This is a genomic window from Pseudomonas sp. (assembly GCF_036404235.1).
Taxonomy (GTDB): Bacteria; Pseudomonadota; Gammaproteobacteria; order Pseudomonadales; family Pseudomonadaceae; genus Aquipseudomonas.
Map to the genome: position 1 here is coordinate 1 of NZ_DASWOT010000004.1, position 18,716 is coordinate 18,716.

An 18,716-nucleotide genomic window follows, 5' to 3' on the forward strand; every position below is an offset into this window, starting at 1 on the left:
CAACCTCAAGGCCGCCAAGGACAAGAACCCCGACGTGCGCGTGCAGTTGCAGGCCGACAACGGGGTGAACTATGGCGAAGTGGCGCGGGCCATGGCCTCGATTGAGCGGGCGGGGATTACCAAGTTGTCGGTGATTACCGCCAAGTGATCAGGGCGTCTCGCGCCAACAGTTCCGTGAACACGGTATTCGTAGGTTTCCCGTTTTTCTATCACTTCGATAGCAAGCGTTGATTCGCCGTATGCTGATCTCGGGCCTATTCTCCAAGCACTGAAAACAGTGCTTATTCGGTTTCAGGCTGGCTCGACGTCAGGCTGATCCGAATTCAGGAGAGAGATCATGCCCAAGTTCATCACCCAGCTGCACATCGAAGATTTCTTCAGCAACGCCAATAAAACCGGCATCTCATCGCACATCGCGCAGTCTTCGCTGGCGTTTGCGCTGTCGATCGTTTCGGGGTTGTTGCTGCTCGACGGCGCGCTGTGCGCCAGTGTGTCTTCCGCAGCTATCGGCATACTCGGCTTGATTGCCGCGCAAGCGATCAAAACCCGGAGCCGATAAGGGCTCGGGGCGCACGGCAATCAATACGCTAAATATCGTTGTTCAACCAAAAACCACCACGGTCTGGCGACTGATCGCCACCAACTCCCCATTCGGTGCCCACAACGCCGCTGCCGTATGGCCATAACCATCGCGGGCGTGCTCGATCACAGCCCGATACTGGGTCCAGTCATGGGTGGTCAGCTCGGGCAGAGGCTGCACGAACTCGATCGTCCAGGTCAGTGAGCTGCCCGGCGCCGGTTTATTCAAATGCGGCAATAGCGCAGGCGGCCAAGTGTCCACCAGTACCAACAGATGCGCTTCGCTTAGCCTCTCTTTTTCAACATCCTTCAAACGCGCGTAGCCTCCAATCGCAGGCGACTTGGTGTTGGAGAACGGCATCCCGCCCAACGCCCAACGCATTTCGATAAAGCGCAAATATTCGGGCATGACGCCAGGAATGAATGGAAATTGCGCGACCTCCTCCACCGGTTTGAACACCGGCGCAGGCTCGGCCTTGACCGCAATCATCGATTCACGCGGGGCGCCAAAACTGCCCTGAATCAATGTCATTACCTCACCGTCCTGCGTGGCGCGGCCCAATACCTGACTGACTGCCTTGCCCTCGCGCAGGATTTCCACCTCAAAGCGAATCGGTACATCCGGCATGGGCGGACCGACGAAGGTAATCGCCAACGAACGAACAAGCCGGCCTGCCGAGACTTTACCGCGCATGGCTTCAAACAGCAGCGCCGCCATCAGGCCGCCAAAACACGAACGGCCTTGGGACCATTCGCGGGGGATCGTCACCGATTGAGGGCTATCACGCACCGTATCGAGCAATTCAGAAAGCTTCATGCACACTCCGTTGGCAGGCGAAAGAGATTCAGGCATCTCGGACCAACGATCTTAGCGAGCGAACCCTGCCAGTGCAGGGTTCATATGCGCCAATTTGGAGGCGTGATTTGAGCGTTAGCGTGCGGCGTTTAACCGAAGCAGGCTTTGCCCAGCCGCGCCAGTGCCTTGTCCGACGACGTTTCAGCGCGAAGAATGCCCAACTGCCAACCGGCGATACACGATGCCAGGTCCGCCTGCTGCCCGGCCTGCGCCAGCCATTGCAGATGGTCGTGCCAGTCGCCCAATGCGTCTTGTGCCGCTTTCAAGCGCTGCTGCATACCGTCGGACTGGTGGCTGAGCTCCGGGTATGCCTGCGAGGCATAGCGCACGCGTTTGATCAGCAGGCGCAAACGATGCCGGTCATGGGCTGGATCGGCCATGCCCTCCTTGAGCTTTCCCCACTGTTTGTCCATGCGCTTTTCAATGCGTTTACGCAGCTTGCGTAGCAAACCCTGGCGCTGTTGCGTACGCAGGAAGCCAGGCAACTGGTCCATTACGCCGAACAGTCGATTGAGCTCGGCCGAGCTGGCCACCTTCGGACAGGCCTCATCCAGATACCGCAAGCGCTTGAGCGCAGCCGCGTCATGCCCTTGCTCATGAAGAAACGCCGCCAACACCTGCATGTCACGCAGCGGCGTGGTTAGATCGCCCACACCTTTAGCGGCCTCCTCGACCTGTTCGAGCCCAGGCAAACCGCGCAAGGGGCGCAGGACACTGCGCAGGCGACGCACCGTGGTGCGCAAATCGTGCAGCGCTTCGCTGTCAGTGGACGCCACCAACCGTGCATGGCAGGACAGCAACTTGATATTGAGACTGAAAATCTCGGCGATCAGGTGATCGACCATGGCAGACATGACTCACTCCTTTTATGACCGTGCTACTGATGACTGTCTTTGATCGCCGACAACCGCCATGGCAGGCTGCGGCGTACCTGCTTAAGGCACCGACGCAACTGACCCACCGAGTTTGCGCGGGCGCCATAACGTTGGGCTTCGAACTCCCTGGCAAACGTTTCAATCGCCTGCGCATGCGCCGGAAAATACAGCATGGCGCGCTGGGAAAAAGCCTGAGCACCTTCGCCCGGTAGTCGTTTGAGGCCGTGCCGGGCCAGCAAGCGCTCGAATCGGTTGAACAGACGCAGTTGTGAATCGCTTTCACGCTGCCAAGGCTTGAACAGCCACAATGTCAGTAGCGCCAGAATCGCCAGCACACCGCCGACAAATACCGGGGCATCAAAACCCGAGAACCAGCGCCCAAGCACCTGCAACTGTTGCTGCCCTTGATAGCCCAACACCCAGCGCTGCCAGCCGTAATTGAGATTATCCCAACTCATGCGCATTGCATTGAGCCACGGCACGTTTCGGTAGCGTAACGCCGACATGGGTGAGTCCGCGAGAAACTCCTCGTCAGCGGCCAACGCCTGCTCCAGGCCTAGCTCGACACGCAACGGCGCCACCGCAGCAGTCGGATCGACGCTGCGCCAGCCAATGCCTGGCTGCCAATATTCAACCCAGGCGTGGGCATCGAACTGGCGCACGCTGATGTAGTTACCCTGCGGGTTCAATTCGCCCCCCTGGTAACCGGCGACCACGCGTGCGGGAATGCCGGCGGCGCGCAGCACAAAGGTCATCGCGCCCGCGTAATGCGCGCAAAACCCTTGGCGGCTGGTGAACAGGAAATCATCGATGCTATTGGGCCCCAGCGTCGGCGGTTTAAGCGTGTAGCGATAAGGCTGCGTGGTGAAATAGCTGAGCATCCCATTGACCAACGCGTCGGCACGCCGATAGCGGCGTTGCAAGTCGGTGGCCCACTCCCGCGCCTGCGGATTGCCCTTGATCGGCAATTGCAGGTTCTGCAGGCGGGCGCCATCACTGAGCACGGTTTCGCGAACCGCGTCAGGCCAGGACTTCGCGTCGTACAGCACAGATTGCTCAATGGGCCGCCGACGCTGCCAGCGGAAATCGGTCATCTGCCGTACACCGGCCAATTGCGCTTGTGCGACGTCCAGGGTCATCAACCACGGCTTGCCGCTGGGCTCCATGACAATGCTGTAGGCCACCTCCTCGCCTTGCTTTTGCCAATCCGGCGCATCGGCCACCTGAGCCCTGGATGACTGCGACCAGCGCCGACCGTCGAACTGCTCAAGTGTCAGGCCGCGCCAATATTGCTGATCACGCGGCGGCACGGCGCCTTCGAAACTGGCGCGAAACACCAGCGACGCCGATTGGCTCAACTCGGCAATGTCACCTGGCGCCATATTGTCGGAAAGCCCGATCAATGCCTTGCTGCTCGGCTGCGGCAGCGACCATAACGGGTCCAGGCGCGGAAAAAACAGAAACAACAAGAGCATCAGCGGCACCGCTTGAAGCAACAGCTTCATGGCCAGCTTCCAGGTGCCAAGCGGTTTACTGGCCAGACTCGATTGCTGAAGGCCAATCAACGCCGCCAGCAAGGTACTGACCGGCAACAGCGTGAACAGCCCCCACAGCAAATCGTCCTCGAACAGGTAACCGACCACCACACAGAAGAACCCCAGAAAGATCAGCACCAACGCATCACGTCGGGTTTGCATTTCCAGCATTTTCAGGATGAACGCAGCAATCAGCAATGCGGCGCCCGCGTCCAGCCCAACCAGGCTACCGCGTGCGAGAAAGATGCCGCCTGCGGTGCCGACCAGTAGCCCGGATTTGATCCAGGTGCCGGGGATGCGCACGCGCATGCGAAAAATCTGAATACGCCAGAAGGTGCAGGCGAGCCACAAGGCAATCAGCGCAATGGGCACGTGCGACGCGAATGGCACGATGACCAGCGCTTGCCCGACCAACAGCCAGTTCAGGCTGATCCTTGGGATCGGTTGGCTGAGATTGCCTTGGGCGTTCATCAGCAGCGCTCACTCATGTTCGGGCGCCAAATAATGCAAGCGCCCTGAGACAGGTCTCACGGTGGACATGGCCGCTGTCGACCGCCGACAGAAAACCTGGCAAGCGCAGGGCGAACGGTTGCTGGCGTTGCGACAGTTCCAACACCCAATAGCAAAGACGCGACAGCCGCTCTTCGATATCGCCGCCCAACGCCATGAAGTCCAGACACAGGTCATTACCGCTCAGCTCGGTGAAGTCCTTGACCAACAATCCCTGGCCACGGGAGTAGGCTTTCCAGTGCAGGCGTCGTCGTGAATCGCCCGGCTGGTAAAGACGCAAGCCCTGATAGTCATCGACGCCCTGCCCGCGCGTCGCCTGGCCTTGATCCTCGACATGAGGCTGAGCGCCCTTGAGCAACGGCAGGGTGCCCGGCACTGGGCGCGGATAAATCAGCACGGTCTGCCCCAGGTCTAGCCAGCTCCAGGCCCGGAAGATGCTCAGCGGAAACACACTTTCGACCCGCAGGCGCGGCGCCTGTAGCCAGCCGCGACTCACCGCAGGCAAGGTCAGTTCGACCTCGATCAGGTGCTCGGCGGCGACATCGGTCTGCTGCAGTTGTTCGCTGTCCCAGCCTACTGCCACGGCCTGGTGGCTGTGCCCGGCGCTTTCCAGGCGCAAACGCAACTGCACCGGCTCGCCGACGAATACCGAGCGCGCAGAACCGGCGCTGAGGATCAGCCCACTGAGGTTTCGATAGGTATGCACAATGGCCAAAATTGCCACGGACAGCAGAAGAAAGGTCAGGCCGTAGGCCAGGCTGTTTTGATAGTTGATCGACACCAACAGCATCAAAAACAAAACCAGCGCATAAGTGCCACCCACCCGAGTGGGCAGAATGAAAATTCGGCGGTGGTCGAGTGTGATCCGCGAAGCCTGGGGAATGCGTCGAATCACCCAGCGCTGCCAGATCGGTTTCAGCCGTTGGATCAAAGCACCGGCACCTCACGCAGCAACCATTGAACCAACGCTGCGCCGCCATGCCCGGTGGGGTCTGTGCGTTCACGCAGGCGATGGCCGATCACCGAAGGCAGGATCGCTTGGACGTCTTCAGGGATCACGTAATCACGACCCATAAGCAAGGCCCACGCCCGGGCCGCCGCAAGAATCGCCAGACTGGCACGCGGCGACAGACCGTAGGCGAACTGCGGCTGACTGCGCGTGGCATCCACCAGCCGCAACACGTAATCGACCAGCGCGTCACTGGCCCGCACCTGCCGTGCCTGGGCTTGTAAAACCGCCAATTCAGCGTGATCGAGGATTGGCTCGATGCGGGGCAACAAATCGCGACGCGATTCTCCCTGCAACAACGCCTTCTCGGCCAGGCGCGCTGGATAACCCAGCGACAGGCGCATCAAAAAACGGTCCAGTTGCGACTCAGGCAAAGCGAAGGTGCCACCCTGGCTGAAGGGGTTTTGCGTGGCGATGACGAAAAAGGGATTAGGCAACAGGCGAGTGGCCCCCTCAATGGTGACCTGGCCCTCTTCCATGGCTTCGAGCAAGGCGCTCTGGCTTTTTGGCGTAGCACGGTTAATTTCGTCGGCCAGCACCAGTTCGGCGAAGATCGGCCCCGGATGGAAGGTGAACTGCCCAGTGTCGCGATCGAACACTGACGTGCCGAGAATATCGCCCGGCAGCAAATCGGAGGTGAATTGAATGCGTTGAAAACTTAACCCCAACACCCGTGCCAACGTGTGGCTGAGGGTGGTTTTACCCATGCCGGGCAAATCCTCGATCAACAAATGCCCGCCACCCAACAGGCAGGTAATAGCCAATCGCACCTGCGGCTCTTTGCCCAGGACCACTTCATTGATCGCGTTTAGACAAGCATCCAGTTTTCTGCCCATTGGAAAGCCTCCCCAGGCGACGGCTCATGGCTAATAGGACTGCGGTAGATGCCAGACATGTAGCCACTTTAAGGTCAGCGTAGGCCTTTTCGCCAGAGAGCAATGGGGAATTCAAGCGATGAAAGAGCAATGGGTTGGTGTAGGAGCCAACTTGTTGGCGAGAACGATGGTGCGATACCTAGGTATGGCGCCTCGCCAACAAGTTGACTCCAGTGAGACTCAGCGTTTAAACAATTCGATCAGCGCCCAGCGCGGGACTCGCGAATATAGAAACGGGCTTTCTCGGCTTTTTGCGAGCACCCTTCGAACGCCTCGAATTGTTGCTGGGTCTTGGCACCGGTCAGCAACGACAGCGCTTTGGAGTAGCTTACGGTGCCGGCAAAGCCTTCGGCCTTGGCCAGATCCAGTTCATGCCAGGCGCTGTCCAGTTGCGTGGCGCAACTGTCGCGGTAGGCGGTTTTACCGGCGCAACCTGTGAGAACCAGGGCCAGCAAGGGCAGGCAGATCCATGCTTTCATCGGGTGTTACCTCAACAAGAGAAATCGACAATGCGGCTTTGACGGTACTGTGTTGCAAAAGTGCCATGACCACGGCGCAGAGTAGCGGTTTTATTGCTTGACGGTGACCGCTATTTCGGAGGACACATTAAGTGTTACAGACTGTGAACGTACGACGATCGGGAAACGGCAGATGAAAAAGCGAATCGCGCTGGTATTGGGGTCAGGTGGCGCACGAGGATATGCACACATCGGCGTGATCGAGGAGCTGGAACGACGGGGTTATGACATCGCGTGTATCGCTGGCTGCTCGATGGGCGCCGTGGTCGGTGGGATCTACGCAGCGGGCAAGTTACCCCAATACCGCACCTGGATCGAAAGCCTGGATTACCTCGACGTACTGCGTCTGGTCGACGTCAGCTTTCGCCTCGGCGCAATCAGGGGCGAGAAAGTGTTTGGCCAGATCCGCGAGATCGTCGGAGAAATCAACATCGAAGACCTGCGCATCCCTTACACGGCGGTGGCGACCGATCTGACCAATCAACAGGAAATCTGGTTTCAGGAGGGCAATCTGCACTCGGCCATGCGCGCGTCGGCGGCGATTCCCAGCCTGTTCACCCCGGTCATGCAAGGCAACCGCATGCTGGTCGACGGCGGGCTATTAAACCCCTTGCCGATCGTGCCGGTGGTGTCCTCTCATTGCGATTTGATCGTGGCGGTCAACCTCAACTCCACCAACCAGAGACACTATCAACTGCCGGTGATCGAACGTGCGCCAGCGGTGAAAAAGCGCTTCGACAGCCTGATCAGCTCAATCGGCTCGCACCTGCCGTTTCGCCGCAAGCTCGACGTGGCAGGCGGCGATGTGTTGCGCATGGAGCAAGACAGCCTGAAAGCGTCCGCCGCGACCCTTGGCAATCCGTGGCTGGCCAATGAGTCGTCTGACCCGCAAGACCAGCAACCGGCCGCCGCCCCCCAGGCAGCCGGCGCACCGAAATCGGCGAGCGGCTCGATTATCGTCGACAACGTTGGCCCGGCGTCGCTGCTGGACCTGATCAACCAGAGCTTTGAGGTGATGCAGACCTCATTGGCCCAGTACAAAATCGCCGGTTACCCGCCGGACATCCTGATCAACGTGCCCAAACGCGTGTGCAGGTTCTTTGAGTTCTACAAAGCGCCGGAATTGATCGCACTGGGCCGTATGATCGCCAGTGACACGTTGGACCGCTATGAGAGCGAGCATGAGCAGTGAGGTGTTCGTCAGCTCCGCAGGTGATCAAAGAGATACTCCAATGGCGCGCCGCAGCGGACGAGCCGCAGTTCAATCTGTAGGAGCCAACGTGTTGGCGAGGCGGCCAACGTGGTGCGCCTGAAACATCACCTCGCGAACACGTTCGCTCCGACAATTGATCAACCGAGCTTGACTGGGAACAGGGTACCTACAGACATCACGTCGTGACTTTTCAGCGCTCTACCAACCGATACCCCACCCCCGCCTCGGTGACGATAAACCGGGGCGCCGCCGGATCATCCGCCAGTTTCTGACGCAAATGCCCAACGACGATGCGCAGGTAATGGGTGTCTTCGGTATGGGTCGGGCCCCAGATGTCCTTGAGCAATTGCTGCTGGGTGATGACCCTGCCAGGGTGGCGCGCCAGTTGCGCCAGCACGGCATATTCCTTGCGAGTCAGACCGACCTCAACGCCATCCAGTGACACCCGTCGATACGCCAGATCCACCGTCAACGGCCCGATCACCAGCGACGACTCGGGCTGCCCGCTGCCCGGCACCTGGCGTAGCAATGTGCGAATCCGCGCCAGAAACTCCTGAATCCCGAATGGTTTGGTCACGTAATCGTTGGCCCCGGCATCCAGCGCCCGGACCTTTTCAGCTTCGCTGGCGCGCACCGACAACACCAGGACCGGCACCACCGACCACTCGCGAAACTCGCTGAGGACGTCTTGTCCGTCCATGTCCGGCAGGCCCAGATCGAGCACCAGCAGGTCAGGTTTGTTCAATGCCGCCTGACTCAAACCTTCGGTGCCGGTGCCGGCTTCGATCACTTTGTAGCCCTGCGACACAAGGCTGATGCGCAGAAACTTGCGAATCTGCGGCTCGTCGTCGATCACCAGAATGGTTGCCGTCTGGCTCATGGCTGTCCTGTCGTTGCAATTGAAAAGGTGAGCGTAGCGCATTGCGGACTCACACCGTTTGCCCCATTTGTGCGTGGGGTTGCGCCTGTAACGGCAAGTGCAGGCTGATGCAGGTGCCGCGCCCATCGATACCGTCGCCGACACTGATCCGCCCACCGTGGGCACCAACCATCCCCTGACAGATCGCCAGCCCAAGTCCGGTGCCCTGCCCACCACGATCACCACGGGCGGCGGTGTAGAACATGTCGAAGATTTTCGCCCGCTCGGCGAGCGGAATGCCTGGCCCCTCGTCACTGACCGCAAAGATCAACTCATCAACGCTGGCCTGAACCGTCAGCTGCAGCCGTCCGTGCAAGGGCGAGAAGCGCGCGGCATTTTCCAGCACGTTGACCAGCGCCTGCTCGATCAGCGCCGCATGCACATACAGCAGCGGCAGATCGCCTGGCAGTTGAGTGCTGACCTGTAACGGCGCCAGCACAGCACGCAGACGATTCAACGCGCTGCCAACGATGTCGCCGGGGGATACCCAATCGCGCGCCAGCTTCAGTGCGCCGTGACCGAGCCGGGTCATGTCCAGCAAATTTTGAATGTAGCGATCAAGGCGTTCGGCCTCATCACGCGTGCCCTCAAGCAACTCCCGACGATCTGCCAGCGGAATCGCCTCGCCTAGCGCCAGCAGGCTGTCGATGCTGCCGCGCATGGACGTCAGCGGCGTGCGCAAATCATGGGACACCGACGCCAACAACGCACTGCGCAGTTGTTCGGTTTCGCCATGCAGGCGTGCGGCTTCCAGATCGGCTGCCAACTGAACCCGCGCCAACGCCTGGCCCAGCGGTTGGCTGAGCGCAATGAGCAGGCGTCGACGCTGAGGCGTGAACGTCTGCCCTTCACGCGCGCACAGGCCGAGCAACGCCAGTGGCGTGTCGTCGACCCACAACGGCAGCCACCACCAGCGCCCGGAAGGCAAGGTGCCAGTACCTTTGCCTGCGGGTTGCCCGTGCTGCCAGGCCCAATGGGCGGCAGCGCGCTCAAACTCGGAAAACTCAAGCGGCCCACCCATTTCGACCGTCCAGCCTTGTTGCCCGTCGGGGTTGAGCACGCACAGTTGCAACTCTTTCCAGCCACCCAAATGCTGCTCGGCGGCACTCAACACAGCCTGACGGTCAGTGGCGGCGGTCAGCTTGCGCGACAAATCCAGCAGCTCGCTGGTTTCCTCCTGGGTGTCGCGCAGGGCTTGTAACTGGCGCCGTTGACGCGCAGCCAGATTACCGGTGAGCGCTGCCATCAGCAGGAAGAACGACAGTGTCAGCACGTCCTCTTCACGCTGAATGCTCAGGGAGAAATTCGGTGGAATGAACAGAAAGTCGTACGCCAGAAACGACGCCACAGCGCACACCAACGCCGGGCCGAGGCTGCTGCGCACAGCCACCAGCAACACCGCCGCGAGAAATACCAGCGAAATATTCGGCAGCGCCAGCACGCCGGACACCACCCAGGCCAGGGCGCTGGCACCCACGGTGGCGACCAAGGCCAGTGCATAGTCGAACCCAATCAGCGCGCGGGGCGAGGCCGAACGCGGCTGATCCGGGCGCACTTCGCTGTCCAGCACGCTGATTTCCAGGCCATGGGCATTGCGCAACAGGCGCGCCGCGAGGCCTCCACCGAACACTCGTCTGCGCCAACGCGGTCGGGATTGCCCCACCAATATCAGGCTGGCGCGGCGCTCGGCGGCATGCTGGATCAGAGTTTTTGCCACTTCTGGCGCGCGCAACACCACCACTTCACCGCCCAGTCGCTCGGCCAGTTGTTGTGCATTTTGCAATCGGGTGCGCGCCAGCTCATCGAACAGTCGACCATTGTCGATATGCACCAGGCTCCACGGCAGGTGCCGACGCTGGGCCACACGGCTGGCATGCCGGACCAATCGCTCGGCCTGGGCATCGCCGTCAATGCCCACCAATAAACGACCACGTACCGCCGGAGCGGCTTGCCCCAACTGGTGATAACCTTGCGCCAGATCGTTATCAACCTGCGCAGCAGCGGTTTGCATCGCCAGCTCACGCAGGGCGTTGAGGTTGGTCTGCGAGAAAAAAGCATCGATGGCGGCCCTGGCCTGTTCAGGCACATACACCTTGCCGTCGCGCAACCGCTCCAGCAGTTCACGCGGTGGCAGGTCAATCAGCACCAGCTCGTAGGCTTCCTGCAACACCCAGTCCGGCAGGGTTTCGCGCACCAGCACGCCGGTAATGCCGCGCACTTGATCATTGAGACTTTCCAAGTGCTGGACGTTGACGGTGGTGTAGACGTCGATACCAGCAGAGAGCAGTTCCTGGATGTCTTGCCAACGTTTGGCGTGACGACTGCCAGGGGCATTGCTGTGAGCCAGTTCATCGACCAATACCAATTTTGGCGCGGCCTTGAGGAGGCCGTCGAGGTCCATTTCCTCCAGGGTTACGCCCCGGTATTCAGAACGCAGCAGGGGTTGTTGCGAAATGCCGCCGAGCAGTGCTTCGGTTTCGCTGCGACCATGGGTTTCCACGACCCCAGCCAACACCGAAACGCCCTGACGCATTTGCGTGTGCGCTGCCTGGAGCATGGCGAAGGTCTTGCCCACGCCTGGCGCGGCGCCAAGAAATACCTTCAGCCGACCGCGCCCGTCCTGGGGCAGGTCCGCCAGAATGGCATCGGCGCGGGTGGTTGAGTTCACGATGAGGGGTTCCTTATTAGTCCAGACACACACTCTGTAGATGCTCTGTTGCCGGTCAAGCTTTCAGCCGGTGTTTTTCGCTGAAAAGCTTGGCTGTATCAAATGCTTCACCGCTGCCGATGGCGTATGTCCTCAATGTAACGGGTGATCAGTTGTAAGCGCGAACTTGTCCGCGACCTGGCGCGCAGCGACAGTAAACCCGGTACGCGCGGTCGGCCTGTCACACTGCATGCGCAGGCTTTACGACGGGTTCCCCGCCGGTCGCGGGACAAGCCCGACTCCTGCATGGGGCGCACTTCATTTATCTGACACACCGTAATCGCGCCCGTCGTAACGTCCTAATATTCCTAGAGGATCCATTTACAACTGCGCAGACGGTAACGCATTCAGCGCCTGGTTCAAGCTCAATACGTTGACCACTGGCGGGCCGATCAGTGGGTTGTCCGTGTTGGCATCGACCAACCGCTGCACCGCGTCCGGCGAAACGTGCCGCGCCGCGGCCACACGAGACACCTGATACGCCGCCGCTTGCGGCGATACATGAGGGTCAAGGCCGCTGCCGGAGGTGGTCAGCAGGTTCAGCGGCACCGGGCCTTGCCCCGCCACCACTGTTTTGGCGGCCTCATCGGCAATGCGCTGTGCCAACGCCGGGTTGCTCGGCGCCAGGTTGCTCGCGCCGCTGGCAACCGTGGCGTAGGCGCCCGCCGAGGGTCGTGGGTGAAACCATTGTTCGCCGGTAAAATTTTGCGCAATCAACACCGAGCCGCGCACTTTCTCCTGATCGTCGTAGATCAAGCTGCCATTGGCCTGCTCGGGGAACGCCAGTTGGGCAATGCCCGTCACCGCCAGCGGATAGGCCACGCCCGTGATCAGGGTCATCAAAACGATCAGGCTTATGGCCGGACGCATTACAGTCGACATCATCAAATCCTCAAAAAATGAGCGCTACTGACGTTGGCCGCAGCGCTGCTATTGCTTAAACCAGATGCAGCGCGGTCAGCACCATGTCAATCGCCTTGATTCCCACGAACGGCACGGCAATCCCGCCCAGCCCGTAGATCAGCAAATTGCGCCGCAACAGCGCCGCCGCGCTCGCCGCCTGCACCCGCACGCCACGCAACGCCAGCGGGATCAGCACCACGATAATCAAGGCGTTAAACACGATGGCAGACAGGATCGCGCTCTGTGGACTGGTCAGGTGCATGACGTTGAGCACACCCAGTTGCGGGTAAATCGACGCAAACAGCGCTGGCAGGATGGCGAAGTACTTGGCCACGTCGTTGGCAATCGAGAACGTGGTCAGTGCGCCACGCGTGACCAACAATTCTTTGCCGATCTGCACCACGTCCAGCAACTTGGTTGGATCGCTGTCGAGGTCAACCATATTGGCCGCCTCGCGCGCCGCCTGAGTGCCATCATTCATCGCCATGCCGACGTCCGCCTGAGCCAGCGCCGGGGCATCGTTGGCGCCGTCGCCGCACATTGCCACCAACCGCCCCTCATTCTGCTCCTGACGAATGCGCTCCAGTTTTTTCTCCGGAGTCGCTTCGGCCAGCACGTCATCGACCCCCGCTTCGGCAGCAATCGCGGCGGCGGTCAGCGGGTTGTCGCCGGTGACCATCACGGTACGGATTCCCAGTTTGCGCAGTTCGTCGAATCGCTCGCGGATACCTGGCTTGACCACGTCCTTGAGGTGAATCGCCCCCAGCAGCTTGCCGTCGCCACACACCAGCAACGGCGTGCCACCGGTCTTGGCGATCTTGTCGATTTCCCGCGCCAGGGTTGGCGGCAGGTCATTGCGATCACGCTCAAGGAACTTCAGCAGCGAATCCACCGCGCCCTTGCGATACACACGGCCTTGATAGTCCACACCGGACAATCGGGTTTGCGCGCTGAATGGCACCGCAGTCAGGTCGCTCAGCGCAGGCTCGGTCATCGGGTGCAGCGCACGCAGGTACTCGACGATGGATTTGCCTTCGGCGGTGTCATCGGCCAACGAGGCCAGCAAGGCGCCCTCGCCCAGCATGGTGGCGCTGATGCCAGGCGCGGCATACAGCGCCGAGCAGCGACGGTTGCCAAAGGTGATGGTGCCGGTCTTGTCCAGCAACAGGACGTGAACGTCGCCAGCCGCTTCCACCGCACGCCCGGATTTGGCGATCACGTTCAGCCGCACCAGCCGGTCCATGCCGGCGATACCGATGGCCGACAGCAGGCCGCCGATGGTGGTCGGGATCAGCGTGACCAGCAGCGCCACCAGAAACACCAACGGCAGTTGACCGCCCGCGAAGTGAGCGAACGGTTGCAAGGTGACCACGACCAGCAGAAAGATCAGCGTCAGGCCGATCAGCAGGATGTCCAGTGCCACTTCGTTGGGGGTTTTCTGGCGTTTGGCGCCTTCCACCAACGCGATCATGCGGTCCAGGGTCGACTCGCCGGGGTTGGCGCTGATGCGCACCAGCAGCCAGTCGGACACCAATCGGGTATTGCCGGTGACCGCCGAGCGGTCGCCACCGGACTCGCGGATCACTGGCGCAGACTCCCCGGTGATCGCTGCTTCGTTGACCGCCGCAATGCCTTCGATCACTTCGCCGTCACCGGGAATCAGCTCCCCCGCTTCGACCCGCACGACGTCACCTCTGCGCAGGGTACTGGCGTTGACCGTCACAAACGCGCCGTTGTCGCCTTTCAAACGTGCCTTCAAACCTTCGGTGCCAGCTTTGAGGCTGTCAGCCCGGGCCTTGCCGCGCCCTTCGGCCAGTGCTTCGGCGAAGTTGGCGAACAACACCGTGAACCATAACCACACGGCAATTTGCACCGCCACCGAGGTCGGCACCGCCGGATCAGGGAGCAGGCACAGAACGGTGGTCACAATGGCGGTCAATTCCACCACCAGCATGACTGGCGCACGCTGCAACTGACGCGGGTCGAGCTTGATGAATGCCTGGATCAACGCCGGTCGCCACAAAGCGGACATCGAGGTTTTGCCAGGTACAGCCATAGTCGGCTGCTGATCTTTTTTAGTCGCAGGAAGCTGCATGTTCATGATTCGCTCCTCAGAAGGCCAGGCTCAAATGTTCGGCAATTGGCCCCAGTGCCAGGGTTGGCAGGAACGTCAGCCCACCCACCAGCAAAATGGTCACGGTCAACAGGGTGACGAATAGCGGACCATGGGTCGGGAAGCTGTTTTGGTCGCTATTTTTCCCGAGGCGCGCGGATTTCTTCGCCGCCAGACTGCCTGCCAGCGCCAGCACCGGCACGATGTAACCAAAGCGGCCAATGAACATCGACAGGCTAAGCATCAGGTTGTGGAACAGCGTGTTGGCACTGAAACCGCCGAACGCCGAACCGTTGTTGGCGGTGGCCGAGGTGTAGGCGTAAAGCAGCTGACTGAAGCCATGAGCGCCAGGGTTGCTGACCGCACCCGCAGGGCCGGGCAACGAGGCGGCCAGGGCGCCAAACACCAGTACACCGACCGGCATCACGATCAGGGTCGCAACCAGTAGCTTCACTTCACGCGCTTGTAGTTTTTTGCCCAGATATTCCGGTGTGCGACCGATCATCAAACCGGCCAGGAACACAGCGATCAACACGTTGAGCAACATGCCGTACAGGCCTGCGCCGACGCCGCCGAAGATCACTTCGCCGACCATCATGTTGGCCAGCGCGACCATGCCGCTGAGCGGGTTGAGGCTGTCGTGCATGCCGTTGACCGAACCGTTGGACGCCGCCGTGGTTGCCGTCGCCCATAACACGGTGGCGGTGGTGCCGAAGCGGGTTTCCTTGCCTTCCATCGGCGCGGTCTGTTCCACCGAGGCCATGCTCAGGGTCGGGTTTGGCTGGTACTCGGCCCATAACGCCGTGGCGCCGCCGATCAAAAACAACGCCAGCATGCAGGCAATGATCGCCCGGCTCTGACGCAGATCCTTGACGTAGTGGCCAAAGGTGAACACCAGCGCCACCGGAATCAAAATGATCGACACCAATTCGAACAGGTCGCTCCAGGCGGTCGGGTTCTCGAATGGGTGCGCCGAGTTGACGCCGAAGAAGCCACCGCCGTTGGTGCCCAGTTGCTTGATGGCGATCTGGCTGGCAGCCGGACCGAGTGGAATCGTCTGATCGGCGCCCTGCAAAGTCACGGCATCGACATAATGGGCGAACGTTTGCGGCACGCCCTGATAGACCAGCACCAGCGCCAGTACAATGCACAGCGGCAACAAGCCATAAAGGGTCGCGCGGGTCATGTCGGCCCAGAAGTTGCCCAAATGCTGCGTTGAACGGCGGCTAATGCCACGGCACAAAGCCACCAGCACGGCGATCCCAGTGGCAGCGCTGACAAAGTTCTGCACGGTCAGGCCAACCATCTGGCTCAGGTAGCTCAGGGACGCCTCACCACTGTAGTTTTGCCAGTTGGTGTTAGTGACGAAACTCATCGCGGTATTGAACGCCAGCGACCACTCCATACCCGGCAAACCTTGTGGATTGAGGGGCAACGCGCCTTGAAAGACCAGAATCAGAAACAGCGCGAAAAAGCCCGCCAGATTGAACGCCAGCAAGGCAAGCGTGTAGGTTTTCCAGTTTTGCTCAACCGTGGAGTCAACCCCGGACAGGCGATAGCACGCGCGCTCAACAGGTCCGAGGACCGGAGTCAGAAAGGTTCGCTTCCCCTCCATGATGTTGTAATAGAAACGACCCAGCATCGGTGCGGGCAACAACACCAGTGCAAAAAAGACCAAGATCAGCAGGTAGTCATAACTGTGCATGGCCGTCACTCCTCAATCTGGCCAGCGCGTAACAGCGCCACCAGCAAGTACACGAACAACCCTGCCGCCAACAGCAGTGACACCCCATCCAGAACGCTCATGGAAAACTCTCCGTCATACGGCGATTGCCGCTTGGGGCAATTGTCCTCAAGGCAGGTGTAAAGGAACGAGAGCGAAGGCTATGGCTGAGCATAAAGAACGCGTAAAGAGTGCCGGATTCAGGGCTCGGAACTGCGTAACGGGATCGTTTACGCGAATCCCCTTCTGTAGGAGCGAATTCATTCGCGAGACGATTAACCGCTTTCACGCGCGGTCGCCTCGCCAACAAGTCGGCTCCTGCAACGTGTAGCTTTCCTGATACATTACCGACAACCGCTCGACACCCTGACCACTCACCCTTCCGCCCGACGCGCCAGCGCAGTAGCATGGCGGCGTCGTTCTTCATTCGCGGCCAGTCGATGGCGGCCCCACATGGCGGCAGCAGTACCATGCAAACACTTTCCGACAGCAACCCCGCCAACAGCGCTGACGAGCGTCGCTGGAACACCCGTGCGCTGATCGTCGACGACGACGTGCCGATCCGTGAGCTGCTGTGTGATTACCTGGCACGCTTCAATATCCACAGCACCGGCGTAACCGACGGCACCGCCATGCGCCAGGCGCTTGCGGAGGAAACCTACGACGTGGTCGTGCTCGACCTGATGTTGCCCGGTGAAGACGGTTTGTCGCTGTGTCGCTGGCTACGCAGCTCGTCAGACATCCCGATCCTGATGTTGACCGCCCGTTGCGAGCCCACTGATCGCATCATTGGCCTTGAATTGGGCGCCGACGATTACATGGCCAAGCCGTTCGAACCTCGTGAACTGGTCGCACGCATTCAAACCATCCTGCGCCGGGTCCGCGACGACCGCAGCGAAGAGCGCACCAACATCCGCTTCGACAACTGGCGCCTGAACAGCGTATTGCGTCAACTGACCGCACCCGATGGCTTGGTGGTGCCGCTGTCCAACGCCGAATTCCGGCTGCTGCGAGCCTTTCTGGAACGCCCGCGTCGCGTACTCAATCGTGAGCAATTGCTTGATGCTGCCCGTGGCCGCTCTATTGAAGCGTTTGATCGCAGCATCGATCTGTTGGTCTCGCGCTTGCGGCAAAAACTGGGTGATGACCCCAAGTCGCCGCAGTTGATCAAGACCGTGCGGGGGGAAGGTTACTTGTTCGACGCCAGGGAAATCGGTTGATCCGCTCGATAGACACACTCTTCGCCCGAGTATTCGGCGGCGCGTTGTTGGCTATCATTCTGGCGCACCTGCTGGCGTTCACCTGGTTCAGTTACTACGGTTTTCCACCTCCCCCACCACCGCCGCCTGGACATCAGGCGTTCGATCAAGCCGTACCGCGTCCGCCGCCAGAGATGCGGGGTGAGCATCCTCCGCCGCCGCTGGGTGGGCCGATCGTACCGTTCGTGTTTCAACTGATCACCTTGATCATCGCCGCCTGGTATGGCGCCAAAGCCCTGGCCCGACCGGTGCAACGCATCAGTGAGGCCGCCGAACGCCTGAGCGAAAACCTCGACAGCCCACCGCTGCAAATCAACGGACCACGAGAAGCTCGACAAGCCGCCATGACGTTCAACCTGATGCAGCAGCGCATCCGTGAACAAGTGCAGCAACGCGGTCGTATGCTCGCGGCGGTTTCTCACGATTTGCGAACGCCATTGTCGCGCCTCAAATTACGCGTCGAGCAGATCGAAGAACCCAAATTGCACGGGCAGATGACGCAAGACCTGAACGACATGATCGGCATGCTCGACGCGACCCTGACCTATCTGAATGAACAGCGCACCAGCGAGGCATTGCAGTATTTTGACGTGCAGGCGCTGATCGAGTCCCTCGCCGAAAATGCCCAGGACAATGGCGATGATGTACAAAGCAGCGGCCAATGCCGACCGCTCAGGGCACAACCCATGGCACTTCGGTCATGCCTGAACAATTTGATCGACAACGCCCTGCGCTACGCCGGGCATGCATGGGTTGAGATCGAAGACTCGGTGGACCGGCTGCAAATTCGGGTTCGTGATAATGGACCAGGAATTCCGGAAAACCTGCGTGAAGCGGTTTTCGAGCCGTTCTACCGACTGGAAGGTTCGCGCAATCGCAACTCCGGTGGCGTTGGCATGGGCATGACCATCGCCCGGGACGCGGCGCTGCGCCTGGGAGGTCAACTGCACCTGGAAGAGACACCAGGAGGCGGGCTTACCGCGGTGCTCGATTTACCTCGTGGGTAATGCCCCTGTCCTACAGGATTTGTGTTCGCCGCGCACGTAAGCCCCTCGTTACACAACCCACATACCCACGACACTTAACCCAACGACGCTGCATAAGCCGGCGCTCCGTTCCGGC

17 protein-coding genes are annotated in these 18,716 nt (G+C 60.4%); 5 read left to right on the forward strand and 12 right to left on the reverse strand.

Annotated features, from left to right (window positions below; genetic code table 11):
• The coding region (locus VGC62_RS00355) for an ExbD/TolR family protein (RefSeq protein ID WP_331185169.1) at positions 1-148 on the forward strand (148 nt) is incomplete at its 5' end.
• Between the two features lie 189 nt (positions 149-337).
• Positions 338-559 carry a hypothetical protein gene (locus tag VGC62_RS00360; protein WP_331185117.1) on the forward strand — a complete coding sequence of 74 codons (222 nt, stop codon included), beginning with the start codon at positions 338-340 and terminating at the stop codon, positions 557-559.
• Positions 560-601: 42 nt separating this feature from the next.
• Here the strand turns inward: VGC62_RS00360 and VGC62_RS00365 are convergent, their stop codons facing one another.
• From VGC62_RS00365 to VGC62_RS00390, 6 genes are all read right to left on the reverse strand, one after another.
• A complete protein-coding gene (locus tag VGC62_RS00365; RefSeq protein WP_331185118.1) occupies positions 602-1,396 on the reverse strand; it encodes a thioesterase family protein in 795 nt (264 codons plus the stop codon).
• 128 nt (positions 1,397-1,524) lie between these two features.
• The gene (locus tag VGC62_RS00370) at positions 1,525-2,289 is read right to left on the reverse strand and encodes a CHAD domain-containing protein (RefSeq protein WP_331185119.1); all 765 of its coding nucleotides are present in this window, start codon (positions 2,287-2,289) and stop codon (positions 1,525-1,527) included.
• A gap of 23 nt (positions 2,290-2,312) precedes the next feature.
• A complete protein-coding gene (locus tag VGC62_RS00375; RefSeq protein WP_331185120.1) occupies positions 2,313-4,316 on the reverse strand; it encodes a DUF3488 and transglutaminase-like domain-containing protein in 2,004 nt (667 codons plus the stop codon).
• A 13-nt stretch (positions 4,317-4,329) separates the two neighbouring features.
• Complete coding sequence (locus VGC62_RS00380) at positions 4,330-5,286, reverse strand: DUF58 domain-containing protein (protein ID WP_331185121.1); 957 nt, start codon at positions 5,284-5,286, stop codon at positions 4,330-4,332.
• Positions 5,283-6,200, reverse strand: coding sequence for an AAA family ATPase (locus VGC62_RS00385; protein WP_331185122.1), 918 nt, complete (start codon positions 6,198-6,200; stop codon positions 5,283-5,285). Before VGC62_RS00385 ends, VGC62_RS00380 begins: the two co-directional genes overlap by 4 nt.
• A 239-nt stretch (positions 6,201-6,439) precedes the next feature.
• Entirely contained in the window at positions 6,440-6,718 is a 279-nt protein-coding gene (locus VGC62_RS00390) for a hypothetical protein (RefSeq protein WP_331185123.1), read from the reverse strand.
• 172 nt (positions 6,719-6,890) lie between these two features.
• On the opposite strand from VGC62_RS00390, the gene VGC62_RS00395 reads away from it, so the two are divergent.
• Positions 6,891-7,949, forward strand: a complete 1,059-nt coding sequence (locus tag VGC62_RS00395; RefSeq protein ID WP_331185124.1) for a patatin-like phospholipase family protein — start codon at positions 6,891-6,893, stop codon at positions 7,947-7,949.
• A 211-nt stretch (positions 7,950-8,160) separates the two neighbouring features.
• Here VGC62_RS00395 and VGC62_RS00400 read toward each other — a convergent pair whose 3' ends face one another.
• The 6 genes from VGC62_RS00400 to kdpF form a co-directional block, all read right to left on the reverse strand.
• Positions 8,161-8,850 (reverse strand): response regulator, encoded by a 690-nt coding sequence (locus tag VGC62_RS00400; protein WP_331185125.1) that lies wholly within the window; start codon positions 8,848-8,850, stop codon positions 8,161-8,163.
• Between the two features lie 49 nt (positions 8,851-8,899).
• Entirely contained in the window at positions 8,900-11,557 is a 2,658-nt protein-coding gene (locus VGC62_RS00405; RefSeq protein WP_331185126.1) for a sensor histidine kinase KdpD, read from the reverse strand.
• A gap of 360 nt (positions 11,558-11,917) precedes the next feature.
• Positions 11,918-12,478, reverse strand: coding sequence for a potassium-transporting ATPase subunit KdpC (kdpC, locus tag VGC62_RS00410; RefSeq protein ID WP_331185127.1), 561 nt, complete (start codon positions 12,476-12,478; stop codon positions 11,918-11,920).
• A gap of 55 nt (positions 12,479-12,533) precedes the next feature.
• The gene (kdpB, locus tag VGC62_RS00415; RefSeq protein ID WP_414705719.1) at positions 12,534-14,600 is read right to left on the reverse strand and encodes a potassium-transporting ATPase subunit KdpB; all 2,067 of its coding nucleotides are present in this window, start codon (positions 14,598-14,600) and stop codon (positions 12,534-12,536) included.
• Positions 14,601-14,610: 10 nt separating this feature from the next.
• Positions 14,611-16,317 (reverse strand): potassium-transporting ATPase subunit KdpA, encoded by a 1,707-nt coding sequence (kdpA, locus tag VGC62_RS00420; protein WP_331185128.1) that lies wholly within the window; start codon positions 16,315-16,317, stop codon positions 14,611-14,613.
• A 5-nt stretch (positions 16,318-16,322) separates the two neighbouring features.
• The gene (kdpF, locus tag VGC62_RS00425; protein ID WP_331185129.1) at positions 16,323-16,418 is read right to left on the reverse strand and encodes a K(+)-transporting ATPase subunit F; all 96 of its coding nucleotides are present in this window, start codon (positions 16,416-16,418) and stop codon (positions 16,323-16,325) included.
• Between the two features lie 387 nt (positions 16,419-16,805).
• Here kdpF and VGC62_RS00430 point away from each other — a divergent pair, with 387 nt between their 5' ends.
• Together VGC62_RS00430 and VGC62_RS00435 are read left to right on the forward strand one after the other, a co-directional pair.
• The gene (locus tag VGC62_RS00430) at positions 16,806-17,555 is read left to right on the forward strand and encodes a response regulator (RefSeq protein ID WP_331185171.1); all 750 of its coding nucleotides are present in this window, start codon (positions 16,806-16,808) and stop codon (positions 17,553-17,555) included.
• Complete coding sequence (locus VGC62_RS00435; protein WP_331185130.1) at positions 17,552-18,601, forward strand: HAMP domain-containing sensor histidine kinase; 1,050 nt, start codon at positions 17,552-17,554, stop codon at positions 18,599-18,601. Before VGC62_RS00430 ends, VGC62_RS00435 begins: the two co-directional genes overlap by 4 nt.
• Positions 18,602-18,716: the final 115 nt, after the last annotated feature.